Source organism: Fusobacterium sp. (genome assembly GCF_019012925.1).
Taxonomy (GTDB): Bacteria; Fusobacteriota; Fusobacteriia; order Fusobacteriales; family Fusobacteriaceae; genus Fusobacterium_A.
This window is the reverse complement of record NZ_JAGIRL010000038.1, coordinates 1-19,809: the sequence shown is the minus strand read 5'-3', so window position 1 is coordinate 19,809 and position 19,809 is coordinate 1. Positions and strand designations below refer to the sequence as shown.

Genomic DNA, 19,809 nt, shown 5'->3' with positions numbered 1-19,809 from the left:
AACTGATACTCCCAACGACTAAAGTCGAGGGGTTCTTTTATAATTAGCTTCTATTTATTCTCGAAAGAATAAATCAATCACTATTTTCTAAAAGACTTTCACTATCAAGAACACCTTTGTATTCATTAACGATAGTATTAGGCTCATATCAAAACCTTTTTTATTCATTTTTAAATTCCTATACTACTTAAATTTTTATTTCCTGATAATCTTAGAACTTCAATTTTATGAAGTTCTAAGAATTTATCAAATCTTTCACTACATTTTTTTAAATTATATGTTTCTAAATCTTCATTTATATTCATAATTAAAAATGATGAATATAAATCTCTTTGTATTTTATAACCATCTATATTATTCCAACGTTTACTTAATGACTTTTTCTTGTACTCTTGTGTCAAATGATTAAATTGACTTGCTTTAGCTTTTCTTGTATTTATTTTAATAATTTCCCTTCCAAATGATTTTAATTTTCTATCTATAATAGAAATTAGCATCGCTGGAGCTCTATTCCCTATTGATTTTCCAAATCTTTTTTTCTTTTTAAAGCTTCCTTTTTCATTCTTTTCTGTTTTCTTACTTTTCTTTTGCAATCCTTTAAAATTCATATCTTCAACATAAATTTTATCACCTAAAGCTATTATTTCATTAGCTAAGCACTCATGTTGGTATTTTCTAGTATCTGCTTCTTTTCTAAAAATCTCTTTAAGAGTATTTTTTAATTTTATATATTTATTAGAAAAATTAAATTTGGCTCCTTTTTTAATAGTTCCATCTATTTTAAAATTATTAGGATTTGTCATTCGTTTAGACCTATCCATCTTCCTTAATATTCTACACTTTTTAGCACTTATATCTCTTATTTTATCAGCCAATTCAAGTATTTTTAATTTATTCTCTGAACAGTATGCAATAGTTGAAGTTCCTATATCTATTCCAACATCACCTTTTCCTATTTTTCTTTTAATTTCTCCTGTATTTTTATCTATTTTTAATGGAGGAGTTCCTTTAAAAATTATTTGAACATAGAATTTGTATTTTCCGCGAATAAATTTTCTAACTATTCTACAGTATGAAATATCATTTCTTATCGCTTCGACTTCATACATATTATTAAGATCAATAATTACTGGCATTTTTAATCCAATCCATTCAATGCTATTGTTTTTAAATCTAATTCCAGCTTTATTAGATTTACTTTCAAGCGAATTTAGAGTATCATATTTTTTAAAATGTATTTCTTTTCCTTTATCATAAAATAATTTTTCATATGCTCTCCATAAATGAGTTCCTAATTTTTGAGCTGTAGCTGAATCAATACTCTTTTTATAGTATTTTTGAAATTTTTTAACATCAGATTGGAAGTTATATTCAGATAATTTATAGTCAATTCTCATTTGATTTATTTTTAAAAAAATTTCTTTATTATATTTATTTTTTAAAAAATTTCCTTGTGAGTCTCTTTGAATATTAAATATTAATTCCCTATATTTTTTAGTTTTAATCAATTCTTTATATCTATTAAGACTAATTCTAACTAAAGAATTATATATTTTTCTAGCAATTTCAAATCTTTTATTCAAAATATCAGATTGCCATTTTTCAACAACTAATGGAAATTGAACTACAAAATTATTCACGAATTACACCTCCTAACTACATATTTTTTATTCAGCAATATCATTAGGACAAAAAATTATATGAAATTGATTCTTATATACAATTCCTTTTTTATGAGTATAATCATCAGTCATATTTCTCATCTCATAAATATTATATTACATTATATTAGTTTATTCAATAACTAATCATCCCCATGACTAAAGTCAGGGGCTTTCTAACCTTTTTGTTGTAAAAATATATTTTTCTCTAGTTATCTAAATTTTTAAGATTTAACTCCCTTATTATAATTTCAGCTACCTTTCCAGCAACTAATCCTGTGAATAGAGTACATTGTTCCTTATGTTCTGCCTTAATCATATCAAATTCTCTAGTTAATACACGGCAACATAAACTATTCTTCCCATTAGCTACTTTAAACCAATCGTGAAGTTCCTTTGTTAATTCCATTAATTTTTTTACTTTTGGATCATTAGGCGTACTACGTCCAAAAAATATTCCTAGAGCTAATACTCCACCTGATACTGCTCCACATAGACACTTTGCTCCCCCTATTCCAACTGGAAAACCTGATGCCATTTTTATAACTTCCTCAGGTATATCCAGTTCAAAATTACTTCTAATAGAACTCACTACTGCTTCTGAACAATAAAATCCACCAAATAAATCTTCTGCATCCTTTATAACTTTTTTTACACTTACCTCTTGTACCTCTTGTTTTACATTCATAAGATCCTCCTTAAAATAAAAAAAAGAGGAGCTCATTGCTCCCCTCATATCTAACTATTATTAAACTAGCTCGATTATAGCCATTTCAGCTGAGTCACCTTTTCTAACAGTAGTTTTGATGATTCTTGTGTAACCACCATTTCTCTCTGCATATTTAGGTGCTATTTCGTTGAATAACTTAGCTACTACTTCTTCATTTCTTAAGAATGCAAATGCATTTCTTCTAGAAGATAAAGTGTTTTTCTTTCCTAAAGTTATCATTCTCTCAGCAAATTTTCTTAATTCTTTTGCTCTAGTTACAGTAGTTTCTATTTTCTCTGCACTTAGTAAAGATATAGTTAAGTTTTTTAGCATAGCTTTTCTATGGTCAGCTCTTCTACCTAACTTTCTATATGATTTATTGTGATTCATTTAGTTAGCTATCCTCCTTATATATTCTTACTCAGGAGATCCATTTTGATTTAGATCATATCCTAATTCTTTCATTTTCTCTAGGATCTCATCTAATGATTTTCTTCCTAGATTCTTAATTTTTAGAAGTTCGTTAAGCGACAATTTTGCTAATTGGCTTACTTCTTCTATTCCAGCTTTCTTTAAGCAGTTAAATGATCTAACTGTTAAATCAAGCTCCTCTATCTTAGTATTTAGAATATTATCATCTTTAGAATGAGTAGTTGAATCCTCATCTTCGTCCTCAACATCAGTTCTTAAATTTTCCATTTTATTTCCTAATTCTAAGAACGGATCAAAGTGTAACTTCAATAACTCAACTGCATAAGATAATGCATCTCTAATTTCAATGCTTCCATCTGTTTCTATATCTAAAGTTAGTTTGTCGAAATCAGTCATTCTTCCAACCATAGTGTCTTGGATAGTATATGATACCTTTCTAATTGGTGTGTATATAGCATCTACAGCTATATAATCAACTGCCCAATCTTTTCTTTCGATATCTTCTGATACAACAAATCCTTCTCCAGTATCTACAAGAAATTCCATGTCAAGTTCTCTATCTGTAGTTATTGTACAAATAACTTGGTCAGGATTTACTATTTCTATTCCTACATCAGGTATTATATCAGCAGCAGTTACTGTTTTAGGTCCTTTAACTGAAAGAGTCATTTTTCTCTCTCCAGTTGTTTCAGCTTTTACAACTATTTCTTTTATGTTTAGGATAATCTCAGTAACAGCTTCCTTTATTCCTTCCATAACAGAGAATTCACTTAATACACCGTTAATTCTCACACCTTTAATAGCAGCTCCTGGGATAGACGAAAGTAAAACTCTTCTCAAAGCATTACCAACAGTATGCCCATAACCTCTATATAAAGGCTCAACTACATATTGTCCTTTAAATTCATTCTCTTTTACTTCAGTTATATTGATACCCCTTGCATGTTTTTCAATCTTTAACATTTAATCAACTCCTATTAAAAGGGCTTATTATCTAGAGTAGAACTCAACTATTAATGACTCGTTTAGATCGAAATCTAAATCATCTTTAGTTGGGTTTTGTAAAACTTTACCAGAGAAAGCAGCTCTATCTAACTCTAACCAAGCTGGTACAGTTGCATCCTCTACAGACGCTTTTATTATATCTAAGTTTTTAGAGTTCTCTATTATAGAGATAACGTCTCCTACTTTTACTCTGTAAGAAGCGATATTAACTCTTCTTCCGTTTACAGCAACGTGTCCGTGAGAAACGATTTGTCTAGCTTGTCTTCTAGTTTTAGCAAATCCTAATCTGTAAACTACATTCTCTAATCTTCTTTCTAAGTATTCAATTAAAGTTAAACCAGTTACACCAAGTTTTCTTGCTGCTTCCTCGTATATCTTTCTGAATTGTTTTTCCATTACATTATATATAAATTTCGCTTTTTGTTTTTCTCTTAATTGAACTGCATACTCTGTAGGCTTCTTGTTTGCATTTGGTCTAGGTCCTCTTTTAGAAGATTTGTTAACTCCTAAAACTACTGGATCAATTCCTAGCGCTCTACATTTCTTCAATACAGGCTGTCTATTTCTTGCCATTTTCTAAATATTCCTCCTTTATATTCATTTTGCCGCAATAATTTTCAAAATAAATAAGTGAGACTACACTCTTCTTCTTTTTGGTGGTCTACATCCATTGTGTGGGATAGGAGTAACATCAGTTATCTTAGTTACTTCTAATCCAGCTGCTTGTAATGATCTGATACAAGCTTCTCTTCCTGATCCTGGACCTTTCACTCTTACTTCTACTTTTTTCATTCCATTTTCCATAGCAATATTTGCTGCTTGCTCAGCTGCGATTTGAGCTGCAAATGGAGTTCCTTTCTTAGTACCTTTGAAACCAGAAGTTCCTCCTGATTTCCAACTTACAACTTTACCTTCTGCATCAGTAATAGCAACTATTGTGTTATTAAAAGTTGAATGTATATGGGCAACTCCGTTAGGAATATTTTTAACTTTCTTTTTAATCTTAGCTACCTTCTTTTTAGCCAACTTAAGCTACCTCCCTTGCTAAATTATAAAATTCTATAATTCCTCTAAAATACTCGATTATTTTTTAATAGGTTTTTTTGGACCTTTAACTGTTCTTGCGTTAGTTTTTGAACTTTGTCCTCTTACAGGTAGATTCATTTTGTGTCTTAATCCTCTGTAACATTTGATATCCATAAGTCTTTTTATAGAAAGTCTTACTTCTTTTCTTAGGTCTCCCTCTACTTTAATTGTTTCTACAATAGCTCTAATTTTGTTTACTTCTTCTTCAGTTAAGTCCTTAACTCTTGTATCAAAGTTAATTCCCGCTTCTGTTAAAACTTTTTGTGAAGTTGGTTTTCCAATTCCATAAATGTAAGTTAAAGCTATCTCAACTCTCTTGTTTCTTGGGATATCTACTCCTGCTATTCTAGCCAAAATTGTTTCCTCCTCTATCGAAAATTTTATATATTTTGCTAGTAATTATAAACTAGCTCAATACTTTCGTCGATATGTTCCGTTTCCTAAATTCGGAGATGGCTCTACAGCCAACATATCTTTACAGTACTACATGTCATAATTGTCGTACTTTTTAACAAACTCTCTTTCAAAATTATCCTTGAACTTGTTTGTGTTTAGGGTTTTCACATATAACTCTAACTTTTCCATGTCTCTTGATAACTTTGCACTTGTCACAAATAGGTTTAACTGATACTCTTACTTTCATTCATCTGCCTCCTTTCGTGATATTAATTTTTTTTCCTGTATACTATTCTACCCCTTGACAAGTCATAAGGAGAGATTTGTACAGTCACTCCATCTCCAGGTAAAATTTTAATATAGTTCATTCTCATTTTCCCAGAGATATGGCCTAAAATAGTATGCCCATTCTCTAATTCAACTTTAAACATCGCATTTGGAAGGGCTTCTAAAATAGTACCTTCTAATTCGATAACATCTTTTTTTGACATAATTCCTCCTATCGAACAGAACTTCAAATTATTATAGCACGTAAATCACAAAAAGTCTATAAAAATTATTGATTTATCTAAACTTTTTTTATGGATTTACATTACTCTATTTCACTTAAAATTACTGCTTTACCATCTATTATTGCAACTGAATGTTCAAAGTGTGCAGATCTTTTTCCATCCTTTGTTACAACTGTCCACCCATCATCTTTCATATTCAATTTGTATGTTCCAACATTTACCATTGGTTCTATTGCAAACACCATTCCATTTTCAATTTTAATACCTCTTCCTTTTCTTCCAAAGTTAGGTATCATTGGATCCTCATGCATAGATAATCCAACTCCATGACCAGCATAATCTCTAACTACACTAAATCCATTTTTTTCAACATACTGTTGTATTGCATGACCAATATCTCCAAGTCTGTTCCCTGCAACAGCCATCTCTATTCCAATTGTTCTTGATTTTTCTGTTACTTCTAGAAGTTTTTTAGATTCTTCATCTATCTCTCCAACAGGTAAAGTTATTGCAGAATCTCCATAGTAACCATTCAACACTGTTACTGTGTCAATACTCACTATATCTCCCTCATTTAATACTCTTCCATTTGGTACTCCATGAACTACCTCTTCATTTACAGATATACATGTAGCTGCTGGAAAAGCTCCATAAGGTCCTGGTACTCCAATACATCCTGGTATAGCACCCTGACTTCTTATATAGTCCTCTACAATCTTATCAATTTCATATGTAGAAACTCCTGGTTTAATATACTTTGGTAAAATATCATTGTATAGTCTTGCAATTATTTGATTAGATTTCTTTATTTCCTTTATCTGATCTAAAGTCTTTATTAATGCCATTTATAACTCCTTTCTAATATAAAATTATCCAAGGATAGCAAAAATCTCTTTTGTTATAGCATCTACTTCTTTTGTTCCATCTATCTCAACTAATAGATTTCTTGATTGATAGAAATCAAATAATGGAGCTGTTTGAGAGTGGTATTCTCCCAATCTTTTTGTTACTGTCTCAGCATTATCATCTTTTCTAATGATTAACTCTCCACCACAATAGTCACATTTTCCTGCTACTTTTGAAGGGTTAAATTCAACGTGGAAAGATGCTCCACAAGCTGGACATACCTTTCTTCCTGTTACTCTTCCTACTATCAATTCATCTGGAACGTTTAATGATATAACTTTATCTAGAGCTATTCCCATCTCTTTCATTAATACTTCTAGAGCCTCTGCTTGAGCTAAAGTTCTAGGGAATCCATCTAATATGAATCCTTTTTTACAATCCTCTTGAGATAATCTGTCTTTTATTATTCCTATAATTGTTGAATCTGGAACTAATTTTCCTTCATCCATAAATTTTTTAGCCTCTAATCCCATAGCAGTTCCCTCTTTTATAGCTGCTCTTAAGATATCTCCTGTTGAAATTTGAGGTATTCCATATTTTTCTATTAGGAACTTTGCCTGTGTTCCTTTTCCTGCACCTGGTGCACCAAATAACATTATATTCATATGTTATCACTCCTTAAATTTATTTTGTTTTCACTTTTCTATTATACTACACTTTCCAAAAAAATGCACGATTTTATGAATAAAAAAAAGAGAGAAACTCTAATTTTCTACTCTTTTTTCTAAGCTATTTCTATTTTTTTACTCTTTCAAAATACTCTTTTCCTTTAAAATAATAAACTAAAGAGAATACAATGATAATCATTCCTGTTACAGTATTAAAAGTAGGTTTCTCATCTGGTAGTATGATCCAGCTTAGTACAGCACCTAAAATTGGATTTATCAATCTACACATATTGACCTCTGAAACCTTTGTATTCTTGTCTTGTAAAGCCATAAACCAAAAGCTGAAAGCAAATACTGATACGAAAACTAAAATTCCTAAGCTAACATAAAATCCCAATGGTTTATCTATAAAACTTCTATATCCCTCTATACTAACTCCTGTTAGATATAATAACAATCCTCCAAAAAACATCTGTACAGCATTTAAAAATATTGGATCTATATTAGCCTTATATTTTGCTACTTTAATTCCTGAATAACCTTGAAGTACTATATTCAAATATAGAAATAGTATTCCTAAAAAACTAGCACTATTTAATGAATATCCAGTACTTTTTACTCCAAGTATCATAAACAATCCAACCAAACTTATCAATATACTAACTATCTTATGCTTATTTAACTTATCATCACTTGTTAAAATATGACTTAAAATTACATTTACAAATGGTGTTGTTCCCATTATTATAGATGAAATAGCTCCATCAACTAGATTTACCCCTAAATAGAAAACTGCATATCCTAAAAAGATATTTAATAGTATCAACAGTGTAAATAATCTCCTATTTTCTTTTATCTCCTGCCACATTCCTCTATGCCAAGTATATATAAATAAGATTATTCCAACTGATGTAAATCTTAAACCTGCAAAGTTCATTGGTGTCATATCATAACTAAGTCCTGTCTTAATAACTGGATTCACTATAGCCCATAAAACTGATGCTAAAATTGCATAAATTAATCCTTTTTTTCTCATTTTTCTATTCCTTTCTAAAATTTTCTACTCTTTAATATTCTAATACAAATAATATCTTATCTCAAGAAAAATTTTCTTTTATTGTTCTATATATGGAACTTAAAAAAGCACAACCCTAAGGTTGTGCCTTTTATATAAAGCTCTATATAAATCCTTTATACTCTCTCATTACTAAATGAGCATTTATTTGTTGAACTGTATCAATAGCAACTCCAACTACTATAATTATTCCTGTTCCACCAAAGAATACTGGTAGTCCAAAAGAAGTAAATATTGCATATGGAAGTATTGATATAGCTGCTAAGAAGAAAGCGCCACCCCAAGTTATTCTTGTAACAACACCTTCTAAATACTCAATTGTTTCTGTTCCTGGTCTTATTCCTGGAATTGTTCCTCCACCTTGCTTTAAGTTATCTGCAACCTTTTCAGGATCGAAAACTATAGCAGTATAGAAGAATGAGAAAAATATGATTACTGCAGCATATAATATCATATATACTGGGTGACTCTGATTAAATATCATCGCCAATGTAGTCTTCAGAGTATACTCTGATGGGATTGCATTAACTATAGCTGATGGTATCATCATAACTACAGAAGCAAAGATTACAGGCATTACTCCTGCACTATTTAACTTAAGAGGTATATATGAGTTTTGTCCCATTCCTCCTCTTCCATTAAACCCTTTTCCTACATAGTGAATTGGTATTTTTCTTTGTCCCAACTGAAAAACAACTATTCCTGCTACAACTAATATTCCAGCTAGGGCTATTAATAATAATACAGGTATTAAAAACTTACTTCCTCTCATACTTTGAATAGTCTGAACAACGTTTGAAGGTCCTCCAGATATTACATTTAGAAAGATTAGAAGTGAAACTCCATTTCCTATTCCTTTAATAGAGATCTGCTCCCCAATCCACATTAAGAATACAGTACCTGCTGTTAAAGTAACTATAGTAGTTAAGAAAAATGCAGTTCCTGGAGTTGTTACTAGTCCTACTGATTGTAGCCACATACAAACTCCAAAAGATTGAATTATTGCTATTCCAATTGTTAAATATCTAGTCCATTGAGTAATCTTGTTTCTTCCTGATTCTCCCTCTTTTTGAATCTCTTCAATCTTGGGAATAATCACAGCTAATAAGCTGAAAACAATTGATGAGTTAATGTATGGAACTATTCCAAGAGCAAAAATAGATACTCTTTTAAAAGCTCCACCTGAGAACATATTTATATAACCTAATATATCACTTTGTGTTGTCATAGTTGCAAGTCTGTCGACATCTACTCCTGGTGCAGGAATATATGTCCCAACTCTTGCAACTAAAAACATCAACAAGGTGAAGACGATTCTCTCCCTTAATTCGGGAATCCTCATAATGCTACTCAATTTCGTATTAAATTTTTCCATTAAAGTCAAAACAACTTCACCTCGCTTTAGGTTTTAGCAAGTTATTATTACTTGTTATTCTTTGCAACGTCAGCAAAAGTTTTAACTTCTATAATTTCTACTACTCCACCTTTTGCTTCTATAGCAGCTTTTGCAGATGCAGAAACTTTGTGAGCTTTTACAGTTAATTTTTTATCTAAAGTTCCGTTTCCTAAAACTTTGATACCGTCCATCATTTTTCTAACTAATCCAGTTTCGAATAAGATTTCTGGAGTAACTTCTGCTCCCTCTTCAAATCTATTTAAAAGATCTAATGTAATTACAGCATACTCTTTCTTGAATAATGCGTTAGAGAAACCTCTTTTTGGAACTCTTCTATAGATAGGCATTTGTCCACCTTCAAAGTAAGGTTTTACTCCTCCACCAGCTCTAGACTTTTGTCCGTTGCTTCCTTTTCCAGCTGTTTTACCTAATCCAGAAGATTCTCCTCTTCCGATTCTTTTTCTAGCTTTTCTTGGTACAGAAGGCATTAATTCGTTTAATTTCATATTAAGCTTGCACCTCCTCTACTTTAAGTAAGTAAGAAACTTGAGCTAGTTTACCTTTTAACTCAGGAGTTTCTACATGCTCCACAACATCATTCATCTTCTTAAGCCCTAGCGACTTTACAGTTGCTATGTGGTTAGGCTTTCTTCCGATTATGCTTTTTACAAGCTCTATTCTAAGCTTTACCATCTCTAAATTCCCTCCTAGCTTAAGATATCTTTAACTTCTTTACCTCTTAAAGCAGCGATTTGCTCAGCTGTTCTAAGTGATTTTAAAGCTTCTATTGTAGCTCTAGCAACGTTATGTTTGTTTCTAGATCCTTTGATTTTAGTTAAAATGTCATGTACTCCAACAAGCTCTAATATCTCTCTTGTTGCAGAACCAGCGATAACTCCAGTTCCTTCATAAGCTGGTGCCATCCATAAAGTTGTTGCTCCCCATTTTCCTTCAGTTTCATGAGGAATAGTAGATCCTTTTAGAGAAACATCTACTAAATTTTTCTTTGCAGAAGAAAGTGCTTTTCTTATAGCATCAGGTACACCATTAGCTTTACCTAATCCTAATCCAACTTTACCTTCTCCATCTCCAACAGCTGCTAAAACTGAGAAAGATATAGTTCTTCCTCCTTTAGTTGTCTTAGAAACTCTTGATATCTTTAATAATTTTTCTTGATATTGTTTTTCTTCTCTATTTGCTAACTTAGACAAGTGAAATCCTCCTCTCTAATAGAATTAGAAGCTTAATCCAGCTTCTCTAGCTGCCTCAGCAAGAGCCGCTACTCTTCCTGTGTACTTGTATCCTGATCTATCGAATACGATATTAGTTATTCCTTTAGCTGCCGCTCTTTCTGCAAGTGCTTTACCTACAGTTTTAGCAGCTTCTGTATTTCCACCATTTGCAATATTTGCTTTTAATGCTTTATCAATAGTTGATGCAGAAACTAGAGTTACTCCATTAACATCATCTATTAATTGAGCAAAGATATTGTTGTTTGATCTATATACAGAAAGTCTTGGTCTATCAGCTGTACCAGAAATTTTGTTTCTGATTGATAAATGCTTTCTTGTTCTTACAGCTTGTCTATCTACCTTCTTAAACAACTGTCTTACCTCCTTTTAGTTAAGCTACCTTACGATTTTTTTCCTTCTTTTCTTCTAACAACTTCGTCAGAATACTTAACTCCTTTTCCTTTGTAAGGCTCAGGAGCTCTTTTAGCTCTTATATCAGCAGCAACTTGTCCTACTACATCTTTTTCGCTACCATCGATATGGATAGTTGTATTCTTTTCTACTGTGAATGTAATTCCAGGTACTTCATCTATAATAACTGGATGAGAGTATCCTAGTGCTAATTCTAATCCTTTTCCTTTTGCAGCTGCTCTGTATCCAACTCCAACTAGGTTAAGAGTTTTTCTAAATCCTTGAGAAACTCCTACGATCATGTTGTTGATTAAAGCTCTTGTAGTTCCATGTATAGCTCTTACAGCTGGTAAATCGTTTGGTCTTTCAACAACGATTTCATTTTCTACTTTTTTTATAGTTAATTCTGAATTAAATTCTTTTGTTAGAGTACCTTTTGGTCCTTTTACAGTAACTACGTTTCCGTTTAATGTTACTTCAACTCCAGAAGGCACTATAATAGGTTTTTTACCTACTCTTGACATTTACTAACACCTCCTAAGTTATTATTACCAAACAAATGCAAGAATTTCTCCACCTACGTTTTCTCTTCTAGCTACTCTGTCAGTAACAATTCCCTTAGAAGTAGATACGATAGCAATTCCTAATCCTGATAATACTCTTGGCATATCTTCTACTGAAGAATACACTCTTCTTCCAGGTTTAGAGATTCTTTTTATTCCTTTGATAACTCTCTCTTTACCATCATATTTTAAGTAAACTCTTATATTTTTTTTGTTCCCATCAGTCACAACTTTATAGTTAGCTATATATCCTTCTTCTTTTAGGATTTCTGCTAATCTATCTTTTAAATTTGAATGAGGTACATCTACTTTCTCATGCATTACTGCATTTGCATTTCTGATTCTTGTTAACATATCAGCAATTGGATCTGTTAAATACATCTACGAAAATCCTCCTTCCTATAATATTACCAAGATGATTTTTTAACTCCTGGTATTACTCCAGCTCCTGCAAGCTGTCTGAATTTTACTCTCGAAATTCCAAATTCTCTCATGAATCCTCTTGGTCTTCCGTCTAACTGACATCTATTTCTTTTTCTAACTACAGAAGAATCTTTTGGAAGTTTGTTTAATTCGAACATAGCTTCCATGTCACCTTCAGCAACTCTCTTCTTTAGCTCAGCTCTTTTTTCAGCATATTTCTCGCATAGTTCAGCTCTTTTAACATCTCTAGCGATCATTGACTTCTTTGCCATTTATTCTTTACCCTCCTCACTATTACTTTTTGAAAGGCATTCCAAACGCCTTAAGTAAAGCTCTTCCTTCTTCATCATTTTTAGCAGAAGAAACGATAGTGATAGACATTCCTAAAAGTTTTTCAACTTTATCAAATTCGATTTCAGGGAAAACTAATTGATCTCTTAATCCTAAAGAGTAGTTTCCTCTTCCATCAAATGAGTTAGCTGAAACTCCTTCGAAGTCTCTTACTCTTGGAAGAACCACATTCACTAATCTATCTAGAAAATCGTACATTCTTTCTTTTCTTAAAGTAACTTTTGCTCCGATTGGCATTCCTTCTCTTAATTTGAATCCTGCTTCAGATTTCTTAGCCTTTCTTACTATTGGTTTTTGTCCAGTAATAATAGTTAGATCTCCCATAGCAGCATCTATTAATTTAGAGTTTTGAGTAGCTTCTCCAACTCCCATATTTACTATTATCTTTTCTAGCTTTGGACATTCCATTACGTTATTAATTCCTAACTCTTTTATTAAAGCTGGAGCTACAACGTCATTATATAATTTATGATATCTAGAAACGTATTTAGACACTTACGTTTTCCTCCCTTCTTATAGAACTTCTCCAGATACTTTTGAGTATCTTACTTTTTTACCATCTACCATTTTGTATCCAACTCTTGTTGGTTTTCCAGCTTTCTCATCAAATAACATTACTTTAGATGAGAATATAGCAGCTGGCTTGCTAACAACTCCACCTTGTGGGTTTATTGGAGTTGGCTTCATATGTTTAGTTACTATATTTATTCCTTCAACTACAACTTTTCCTTTTTTAGGGAATACCTTTACAACTTTACCTGTTTTACCTTTATCTTTACCAGAGATTACATAAACCATATCTCCTGTTTTTACGTGTAAAGTTTCTGGTATAAATTTAATTTTAGGTTTAGCCACGATATTAGCCTCCTCTCTTATTTATTAGATTACTTCTGGAGCTAGAGATAAAATCTTCATAAAGTTTTTAGCTCTTAACTCTCTTGCAACTGGTCCAAATATTCTTGTTGCTTTTGGCTCATTGTTGTTATTGATTATAACTCCTGCGTTATCATCAAATTTTATATATGATCCATCTTCTCTTCTTAATTCTTTTTTAGTTCTAACTATTACAGCCTTAACTACGTCACCTTTTTTAACGTTTCCACCAGGGATCGCTTCTTTAACAGATGCTACAACGATATCTCCAATTTTTCCGAATCTTTTTTTAGATCCACCTAATACTCTGATTATCATTAATTTTTTTGCACCTGAGTTATCAGCAACGTTAAGGATAGTTTGTTGTTGTACCATTAAATTATCCTCCTCTCACAATAATTGGAATTATCTAGCTTTCTCAACAATCTCTACTAGTCTCCATCTTTTATCTCTTGATAATGGTCTAGTTTCCATAATTCTTACTCTATCTCCAGTTTGAGCTACATTATTTTCATCGTGAGCTTTAAACTTAGTAGTGCTTTTTACTCTCTTCTTATAGATTGGGTGTAAAGCCATTGTTTCTATTGCAACAACGATAGTTTTATCCATTTTATCAGAAACAACTATTCCTTCTCTAACTTTTCTTTCGTTTCTCAAGACATTAACCTCCTCTTCCTAAGAATCAATTTATACTTTGAATGAGATTATCTTTCATTTAAGATTGTATTTATTCTAGCAATTTCTCTTCTAACTTCTCTGATTTTAGCAGTGTTAGTAAGTTGACCTAATGAAAGTTGGAACTTTAGGTTGAATAGCTCTTCCTTAAGCTCTTTACACTTAACAACTAAGTCTTCAGTTGACATTTCTCTTATTTCCTTAGCTCTCATTAGTTTTCACCACCATTCTCTCTTTTTACTATTTTACATCTTACAGGAAGTTTCATAGAAGCTTTTCTTAATGCTGCTATAGCTTTCTCTTCAGTTACTCCTGAAACTTCGAACATCATTCTTCCAGGTAAAACTACTGCTACCCAACCTTCAACGCTTCCTTTACCTTTACCCATTCTCACTCCAGCTGGTCTAGCTGTGATAGGTTTGTCAGGGAATATTCTTATGAAAGTTTTTCCTTCTCTTTTGAATGTTCTGTTGATTGCAACCCTGCATGATTCTATTTGTCTATTTGTTATCCAGTGTGGCTCAAGAGCTTGTAGTCCGTAATCTCCGAACGCTACAGTGTTACCTCTTTGAGCTGTACCTTTCATTCTACCTCTAAACATTTTTCTATGTTTTGTTCTTTTTGGCATTAACATGACTACGCTTCTCCTCCTTCCCTTTTAGTTGGAAGAACTTCACCATGGAAAACCCATACTTTTATTCCAAGAGCTCCATAAGTTGTGTGAGCTGTTGCTGTTGCATAATCAATATCAGCTCTTAATGTATGTAAAGGAACTTTTCCTTCAACTACCCACTCAGCTCTGGCAATTTCTGCTCCATTTAGTCTTCCTGAAACCATAACTTTGATTCCTTTAGCTCCAGCTCTCATAGCTCTCATTACAGCTTGGCTTACAGCTCTTTTGTATGCTACCCTTTTCTCGATAGATGTAGCAATGTTTTCAGCAACTAGTACAGCATCTTTGTTAAATTCTTTAACTTCTTGTACTTTTACAGTTACTTTCTTTCCTGTTAATTTCTCAAGATTTACTCTTAAGTTATCTATTTCAGCACCTTTTCTTCCGATGATTATTCCTGCTTTAGCTGTGTAAACAAGAACTACTACATTTGAAGGAGAAGTTCTTTCGATCTTTACCTTCGCTATTCCTGCGTGGAAGTAGTTTTTCTTGACATACTCTCTGATTTTTACATCTTCATGGAAGTACTTAGCGTATTCCTTTTTATCTGCATACCAGTTAGAATCCCAAGATCTTGTTATTCCAAGTCTTAGTCCTCTAGGGTCTACTTTTTGTCCCACAGTCTTACCTCCTTAAACTACTTTTCAGAAACAGCAACAACAATGTGAGCTGTTGGCTTTCTGATTATATCTGCTCTTCCCATAGCTCTAGGCATTATTCTCTTAAGAGCTGGTCCATCATTTATCATAATTGTTGAAACTACTAACTTATCTTCGTCCATTTTGAAGTTGTTAGTTGCATTAGCAATAGCTGATGCTAATGTCTTCTTTATTAATCTAGCTGATTTTTTATTTGTATATTCTAGAATATCTAATGCTTCTAGTGCTGATTTTCCTCTCACTAAGTCAGCTACTAATCTAGCTTTTCTAGGAGACATTCTTACGTATCTCGTAATTGCTCTAGCTTCCACTAGTCCAACCTCCTCTTTACTTTCTCAAATATATGCTTAATTGAAATTATTTTTTCTTTTTCTTGTCTACTCCGTGTCCATAGTAAGTTCTAGTTGGAGCGAATTCTCCTAATTTATGTCCAACCATTTGCTCAGTTACGTGAACAGGGATATGTTTTTTCCCGTTATATACACCAAAAGTGATTCCGATGAAGTTAGGGAATATTGTTGATCTTCTTGACCAAGTCTTAATAACTGCTTTTAAGTTTTCAGAAGCTACTGCCTCTTCTACTTTTTTCATTAAGTGGTGGTCACAGAAAGGTCCTTTTTTTAATGATCTAGCCATTCCTTATTAGCCTCCTCTCGAATTTAGAATTACTTATCGTTTCTTCTTCTTACGATAAACTTATCTGTAGTTTTCTTACCTCTAGTTTTAACACCTAAAGCAGGTTTTCCCCAAGGTGTTAAAGGAGCTTTTCTACCTACAGGATTCTTTCCTTCTCCTCCTCCATGAGGGTGATCACAAGGGTTCATTACAGATCCTCTTACATGAGGTCTTTTTCCCATATGTCTGTTTCTTCCAGCTTTACCAATTTGTACTAAGCTATGTTCTGAGTTTCCTACTTCACCGATTGTAGCCATACATTCACCGTGAATTAATCTTAATTCACCTGATGGTAACTCAACGTGACAGTAAGTTCCTTCTTTTGCAACTAGTCTTGCTGCAGTTCCTGCAGATCTAACTAATTGTCCACCCTTTCCTCTTTGTAGTTCAATATTGTGAATTTGAACCCCTACTGGCATATCTTTTATTTTAAGTGCGTTTCCTGGTTTAATCTCAGCTTGAGATCCTGCCATAACCATGTCACCTTTTTTTAGTCCTTTAGGAGCTAGTATATATCTTTTCTCTCCGTCAACGTAGAATAAAAGAGCTATATTAGCTGTTCTATTTGGATCATACTCGATAGATTCTACTCTAGCAGGTATATCTAATTTATTTCTCTTGAAATCGATAATTCTGTAAAGTCTTTTGTGTCCTTTTTGTCTATCTCTACATGTTCTGTGTCCATAGTTGTCTCTACCATATGCAGATTTTAAAGGTACAGTTAAAGACTTTTCAGGTCTTACATTATCTAAATCCGTATTAACTAATCTTGACATTCCTCTTTGTCCATTAGTAATAGGTTTCATTTTTCTAATAGCCATTTTTGCTTAACCTCCGAAAAAATTCCTTTATATTTAGACCTATATATATCTTTAGCCGTTAATCTATTACACTTCTTTAAAATAAGTGATTGTGCTTCCTTGAGCTAATTTAACAATAGCCTTCTTTTTAGCTTGAGTTTTGTAAAGTTTCATTCCGTGTCTTTTAACAACTGGTTTGCTGTTTAAAGTAGATACAGATTCAACTTTTACGTTAAATATTTCCTCTACAGCTTTTCTTATTTGAATTTTGTTTGCTTTTGTGTTTACTTCGAAAGTATATTTGTTATACTCTCTTCTTAACATTTCACTTTTCTCAGTGATAACAGGTCTTTTGATGATATCATAAGCTGTCATTATCCAAGCACCTCCTCTATTGTAGTTAGTGCCTCTCTAGTTACGATTACTTTCTCTTGCTTTAATAACCAGTAAACTCCGATCTCGTTTGGTTGTAATACAACTGCGTTCTCTAAGTTTCTTACTGATAAGTATAAGTTGTAATCGTTTAACTCTGCTAAATCATTTACTACGAATAATTGCTTGTTAGTTGCATTAACTGCATTTGTTAAAGCGATTATTGTTTTTGTTTTTGGAGTTTCGATAGTTCCTTCAAGAACTAAGATATCTCCGTTAGCAACTTTAGCAGATAAAGCTGATCTTAATGCTAAGTTTCTAACTTTCTTGTTAACTTTTTTCTCGTATGATCTTGGGTGAGGACCGAATGTTACTCCTCCACCAACCATGTGAGGAGCTCTGATACTTCCTTGTCTAGCTCTACCAGTTCCTTTTTGTTTAAAAGGTTTTCTTCCTCCTCCTCTAACCATTGCTCTAGTCTTAGTAGCTGCAGTTCCTTGTCTAGCAGCTGCTAATTCTGCAGTTAGTACTTCATGAAGTACTGCTTGATTAGGCTCAATCCCAAACACTGTATCTTTAACTTCTACAGTTCCAGTTTGAGTTCCTGTCAAGTCATATATGTTTAAAACTGCCATTATTTTCCTCCTTCCACATCTACTAATGAATTATTTTTTTACAGCTGGTTTAACAACTATGTAACCGTTCTTTGCTCCAGGTACTGCACCTTTTATTAGTAATAAGTTGTTTTCTGCATCAACTTTAACTACTTTTAAGTTTTGAACTGTTACTGTTTCGTTACCATATTGTCCAGCCATTCTTTTTCCTTTTAATACTTTACCAGGCCAACTTGACATTCCGATAGATCCACCTAGTCTGTGGTTTCTAGATACCCCGTGAGAAGCTCTGTTTCCACCGAATCCGTGTCTCTTCATAACTCCTGATGTTCCTTTACCTTTTGAAGTTCCTGTAATATCTACATAAGCTACTTCAGCAAGTACATCAACTTTGATCTCTTGACCTAATTCATAACCTTCAACTGAGTCAACTCTTAATTCTTTTACGAATCTTTGAGGATTTACTCCTGCTTTCTTGAAGATTCCCATTACTGGTTTAGTAGTGTTTTTCTCTTTTTTCTCATCAAATCCTAATTGTAGAGCTGTATATCCATCGTTTTCTACAGTTTTCTTTTGTAGTACGAAGTTAGGACCAGCTTCAACAACTGTTACTGGAATGAATTTTCCGTCTTCAAAAATTTGAGTCATTCCAATTTTCTTTGCTAAAATTCCTGACATTTTTCTACCTCCATCAAATAATATATTGGTTGACAACTTGACCTCGTGGTTCTACCACTTTGCTTTAAAAAAAGCGCCAACTTGTATTATTCTGTAAGGAAATTTTTTATTCCGATAATCATCTTATCAAACAAATCAAATTCTCGAAATATAACCTTACAATGTTTTTCTAAAAATCAACTAGATTTGTTTGATTTCTATTCCAACACCAGCTGGTAAGTTAACTGCTGTTAACGAAGCTATTGTCTTTTGTGTAGAATTGTTGATTTCAACCATTCTTCTGTGTACTCTCATTTCAAATTGTTCTCTTGAATCCTTGTTTACATGCACTGATCTTAATACAGTGTACTTTCTAATTTTAGTAGGTAATGGCATAGGTCCTGCGATCTCCGCTCCAGACTTTTTAGCAACTTCCGCTATTTTCTTAGCTGATTGATCTAATAAAGTGTGATCATAAGCTTTTAAGTAGATTCTTAATTTGTTAGAAGCCATTTATTCTTTACACCTCCTTGAAAATTATCTTTAAGGATTTTTTCAAATATCCTTATACACTTTAAAGAGTATATCATACTTTCCCAAAAAAGAAAAGCTTTTTTTTATTTTTTTCTAAAGTTTTTTTGAGTTTTTTTCAAATATAGATTTAGAGATCATTTTATTAAAGAAACAACTAGTAAAAAATTTCCAATCTTCAATCTTTATTATTGTTTTATATCTTTTTCTATAAAAAAAAGGAAGCTTTAAAAGCTCCCTTTCATATCAATTATTATTTAAGAATTTCAGCAACTACTCCTGAAGCTACTGTTCTTCCACCTTCTCTGATAGCGAATCTTAATCCTGTTTCCATTGCGATCGCGTGGATTAATTCAACTCTCATTTCGATGTTATCTCCTGGCATTACCATTTCTACTCCTTCTGGTAATGTGATTGCTCCAGTTATGTCAGTTGTTCTGAAGTAGAATTGTGGTCTGTATCCTGAGAAGAATGGAGTATGTCTTCCTCCCTCTTCTTTAGTTAATACGTATAC

The 19,809-nt window shown here is 32.4% G+C and carries 34 protein-coding genes and 1 pseudogene; all 35 read right to left on the bottom strand.

What is annotated here, in order from left to right:
- Window positions 1-170 precede the first annotated feature (170 nt).
- On the bottom strand, window positions 171-1,640 hold the full coding sequence (locus QZ286_RS06900; protein WP_291256223.1) for a transposase: 1,470 nt from the start codon (window positions 1,638-1,640) through the stop codon (window positions 171-173).
- Between the two features lie 229 nt (window positions 1,641-1,869).
- A complete protein-coding gene (locus QZ286_RS06895; protein ID WP_291256222.1) occupies window positions 1,870-2,349 on the bottom strand; it encodes a C-GCAxxG-C-C family protein in 480 nt (159 codons plus the stop codon).
- A gap of 60 nt (window positions 2,350-2,409) precedes the next feature.
- Window positions 2,410-2,760: a 50S ribosomal protein L17 gene (rplQ, locus tag QZ286_RS06890; RefSeq protein WP_291256221.1), complete on the bottom strand. Its 351-nt coding sequence runs from the start codon at window positions 2,758-2,760 to the stop codon at window positions 2,410-2,412.
- A gap of 27 nt (window positions 2,761-2,787) precedes the next feature.
- Complete coding sequence (locus QZ286_RS06885; RefSeq protein WP_291256220.1) at window positions 2,788-3,765, bottom strand: DNA-directed RNA polymerase subunit alpha; 978 nt, start codon at window positions 3,763-3,765, stop codon at window positions 2,788-2,790.
- A gap of 27 nt (window positions 3,766-3,792) precedes the next feature.
- Window positions 3,793-4,380, bottom strand: a complete 588-nt coding sequence (gene rpsD, locus QZ286_RS06880) for a 30S ribosomal protein S4 (RefSeq protein WP_291256219.1) — start codon at window positions 4,378-4,380, stop codon at window positions 3,793-3,795.
- Between the two features lie 63 nt (window positions 4,381-4,443).
- Window positions 4,444-4,833, bottom strand: a complete 390-nt coding sequence (rpsK, locus tag QZ286_RS06875) for a 30S ribosomal protein S11 (RefSeq protein WP_005885940.1) — start codon at window positions 4,831-4,833, stop codon at window positions 4,444-4,446.
- Between the two features lie 57 nt (window positions 4,834-4,890).
- Window positions 4,891-5,247, bottom strand: coding sequence for a 30S ribosomal protein S13 (rpsM, locus tag QZ286_RS06870; RefSeq protein WP_176846798.1), 357 nt, complete (start codon window positions 5,245-5,247; stop codon window positions 4,891-4,893).
- 175 nt (window positions 5,248-5,422) lie between these two features.
- A complete protein-coding gene (rpmJ, locus tag QZ286_RS06865; RefSeq protein ID WP_005885935.1) occupies window positions 5,423-5,536 on the bottom strand; it encodes a 50S ribosomal protein L36 in 114 nt (37 codons plus the stop codon).
- Window positions 5,537-5,558: 22 nt separating this feature from the next.
- Complete coding sequence (infA, locus tag QZ286_RS06860; RefSeq protein WP_005885934.1) at window positions 5,559-5,780, bottom strand: translation initiation factor IF-1; 222 nt, start codon at window positions 5,778-5,780, stop codon at window positions 5,559-5,561.
- A gap of 101 nt (window positions 5,781-5,881) precedes the next feature.
- Window positions 5,882-6,646, bottom strand: a complete 765-nt coding sequence (map, locus tag QZ286_RS06855) for a type I methionyl aminopeptidase (RefSeq protein ID WP_291256218.1) — start codon at window positions 6,644-6,646, stop codon at window positions 5,882-5,884.
- Window positions 6,647-6,670: 24 nt separating this feature from the next.
- Entirely contained in the window at window positions 6,671-7,312 is a 642-nt protein-coding gene (locus QZ286_RS06850; protein ID WP_291256217.1) for an adenylate kinase, read from the bottom strand.
- Window positions 7,313-7,442: 130 nt separating this feature from the next.
- On the bottom strand, window positions 7,443-8,351 hold the full coding sequence (locus tag QZ286_RS06845) for a DMT family transporter (protein ID WP_291256216.1): 909 nt from the start codon (window positions 8,349-8,351) through the stop codon (window positions 7,443-7,445).
- A 142-nt stretch (window positions 8,352-8,493) separates the two neighbouring features.
- Window positions 8,494-9,774 carry a preprotein translocase subunit SecY gene (gene secY / locus QZ286_RS06840; protein ID WP_291256215.1) on the bottom strand — a complete coding sequence of 427 codons (1,281 nt, stop codon included), beginning with the start codon at window positions 9,772-9,774 and terminating at the stop codon, window positions 8,494-8,496.
- Between the two features lie 38 nt (window positions 9,775-9,812).
- The gene (gene rplO / locus QZ286_RS06835) at window positions 9,813-10,292 is read right to left on the bottom strand and encodes a 50S ribosomal protein L15 (RefSeq protein ID WP_291256214.1); all 480 of its coding nucleotides are present in this window, start codon (window positions 10,290-10,292) and stop codon (window positions 9,813-9,815) included.
- A gap of 1 nt (window position 10,293) precedes the next feature.
- The gene (gene rpmD, locus QZ286_RS06830; RefSeq protein ID WP_005885913.1) at window positions 10,294-10,479 is read right to left on the bottom strand and encodes a 50S ribosomal protein L30; all 186 of its coding nucleotides are present in this window, start codon (window positions 10,477-10,479) and stop codon (window positions 10,294-10,296) included.
- A gap of 14 nt (window positions 10,480-10,493) precedes the next feature.
- Window positions 10,494-10,997 carry a 30S ribosomal protein S5 gene (gene rpsE / locus QZ286_RS06825; protein WP_005885912.1) on the bottom strand — a complete coding sequence of 168 codons (504 nt, stop codon included), beginning with the start codon at window positions 10,995-10,997 and terminating at the stop codon, window positions 10,494-10,496.
- 24 nt (window positions 10,998-11,021) lie between these two features.
- Window positions 11,022-11,390, bottom strand: a complete 369-nt coding sequence (gene rplR / locus QZ286_RS06820) for a 50S ribosomal protein L18 (protein ID WP_291256213.1) — start codon at window positions 11,388-11,390, stop codon at window positions 11,022-11,024.
- A 29-nt stretch (window positions 11,391-11,419) separates the two neighbouring features.
- Window positions 11,420-11,953, bottom strand: a complete 534-nt coding sequence (gene rplF, locus QZ286_RS06815; protein ID WP_291256212.1) for a 50S ribosomal protein L6 — start codon at window positions 11,951-11,953, stop codon at window positions 11,420-11,422.
- Between the two features lie 24 nt (window positions 11,954-11,977).
- On the bottom strand, window positions 11,978-12,373 hold the full coding sequence (gene rpsH, locus QZ286_RS06810) for a 30S ribosomal protein S8 (RefSeq protein WP_005885908.1): 396 nt from the start codon (window positions 12,371-12,373) through the stop codon (window positions 11,978-11,980).
- Window positions 12,374-12,399: 26 nt separating this feature from the next.
- Window positions 12,400-12,687: a 30S ribosomal protein S14 gene (rpsN, locus tag QZ286_RS06805; RefSeq protein WP_005885905.1), complete on the bottom strand. Its 288-nt coding sequence runs from the start codon at window positions 12,685-12,687 to the stop codon at window positions 12,400-12,402.
- Between the two features lie 22 nt (window positions 12,688-12,709).
- Complete coding sequence (gene rplE, locus QZ286_RS06800; protein WP_291256211.1) at window positions 12,710-13,261, bottom strand: 50S ribosomal protein L5; 552 nt, start codon at window positions 13,259-13,261, stop codon at window positions 12,710-12,712.
- Window positions 13,262-13,279: 18 nt separating this feature from the next.
- Window positions 13,280-13,621, bottom strand: a complete 342-nt coding sequence (gene rplX / locus QZ286_RS06795; protein WP_204688121.1) for a 50S ribosomal protein L24 — start codon at window positions 13,619-13,621, stop codon at window positions 13,280-13,282.
- 24 nt (window positions 13,622-13,645) lie between these two features.
- Window positions 13,646-14,014, bottom strand: coding sequence for a 50S ribosomal protein L14 (rplN, locus tag QZ286_RS06790; RefSeq protein ID WP_005885899.1), 369 nt, complete (start codon window positions 14,012-14,014; stop codon window positions 13,646-13,648).
- A gap of 30 nt (window positions 14,015-14,044) precedes the next feature.
- The gene (rpsQ, locus tag QZ286_RS06785) at window positions 14,045-14,296 is read right to left on the bottom strand and encodes a 30S ribosomal protein S17 (RefSeq protein WP_005885897.1); all 252 of its coding nucleotides are present in this window, start codon (window positions 14,294-14,296) and stop codon (window positions 14,045-14,047) included.
- Between the two features lie 47 nt (window positions 14,297-14,343).
- Window positions 14,344-14,526 carry a 50S ribosomal protein L29 gene (gene rpmC / locus QZ286_RS06780; protein ID WP_005885895.1) on the bottom strand — a complete coding sequence of 61 codons (183 nt, stop codon included), beginning with the start codon at window positions 14,524-14,526 and terminating at the stop codon, window positions 14,344-14,346.
- Window positions 14,526-14,948: a 50S ribosomal protein L16 gene (gene rplP / locus QZ286_RS06775; RefSeq protein ID WP_291256210.1), complete on the bottom strand. Its 423-nt coding sequence runs from the start codon at window positions 14,946-14,948 to the stop codon at window positions 14,526-14,528. The genes rpmC and rplP overlap by 1 nt, the downstream gene beginning before the upstream one ends.
- Window positions 14,949-14,950: 2 nt before the next feature.
- Complete coding sequence (gene rpsC / locus QZ286_RS06770) at window positions 14,951-15,607, bottom strand: 30S ribosomal protein S3 (RefSeq protein ID WP_005885879.1); 657 nt, start codon at window positions 15,605-15,607, stop codon at window positions 14,951-14,953.
- A 17-nt stretch (window positions 15,608-15,624) separates the two neighbouring features.
- Entirely contained in the window at window positions 15,625-15,957 is a 333-nt protein-coding gene (rplV, locus tag QZ286_RS06765) for a 50S ribosomal protein L22 (protein WP_291256209.1), read from the bottom strand.
- Window positions 15,958-16,003: 46 nt separating this feature from the next.
- Window positions 16,004-16,282, bottom strand: a complete 279-nt coding sequence (rpsS, locus tag QZ286_RS06760; RefSeq protein ID WP_291256208.1) for a 30S ribosomal protein S19 — start codon at window positions 16,280-16,282, stop codon at window positions 16,004-16,006.
- Window positions 16,283-16,311: 29 nt separating this feature from the next.
- A complete protein-coding gene (rplB, locus tag QZ286_RS06755; RefSeq protein WP_291256207.1) occupies window positions 16,312-17,142 on the bottom strand; it encodes a 50S ribosomal protein L2 in 831 nt (276 codons plus the stop codon).
- Window positions 17,143-17,208: 66 nt separating this feature from the next.
- On the bottom strand, window positions 17,209-17,496 hold the full coding sequence (gene rplW / locus QZ286_RS06750; protein ID WP_005885871.1) for a 50S ribosomal protein L23: 288 nt from the start codon (window positions 17,494-17,496) through the stop codon (window positions 17,209-17,211).
- Window positions 17,496-18,128 carry a 50S ribosomal protein L4 gene (rplD, locus tag QZ286_RS06745; protein WP_291256206.1) on the bottom strand — a complete coding sequence of 211 codons (633 nt, stop codon included), beginning with the start codon at window positions 18,126-18,128 and terminating at the stop codon, window positions 17,496-17,498. The genes rplW and rplD overlap by 1 nt, the downstream gene beginning before the upstream one ends.
- A gap of 30 nt (window positions 18,129-18,158) precedes the next feature.
- Window positions 18,159-18,785 (bottom strand): 50S ribosomal protein L3, encoded by a 627-nt coding sequence (gene rplC / locus QZ286_RS06740; protein ID WP_291256205.1) that lies wholly within the window; start codon window positions 18,783-18,785, stop codon window positions 18,159-18,161.
- Between the two features lie 180 nt (window positions 18,786-18,965).
- Window positions 18,966-19,277 carry a 30S ribosomal protein S10 gene (gene rpsJ, locus QZ286_RS06735; RefSeq protein ID WP_005885865.1) on the bottom strand — a complete coding sequence of 104 codons (312 nt, stop codon included), beginning with the start codon at window positions 19,275-19,277 and terminating at the stop codon, window positions 18,966-18,968.
- A gap of 271 nt (window positions 19,278-19,548) precedes the next feature.
- Window positions 19,549-19,809 (bottom strand): annotated as a pseudogene (gene tuf, locus QZ286_RS06730) (elongation factor Tu); the annotation flags it as partial.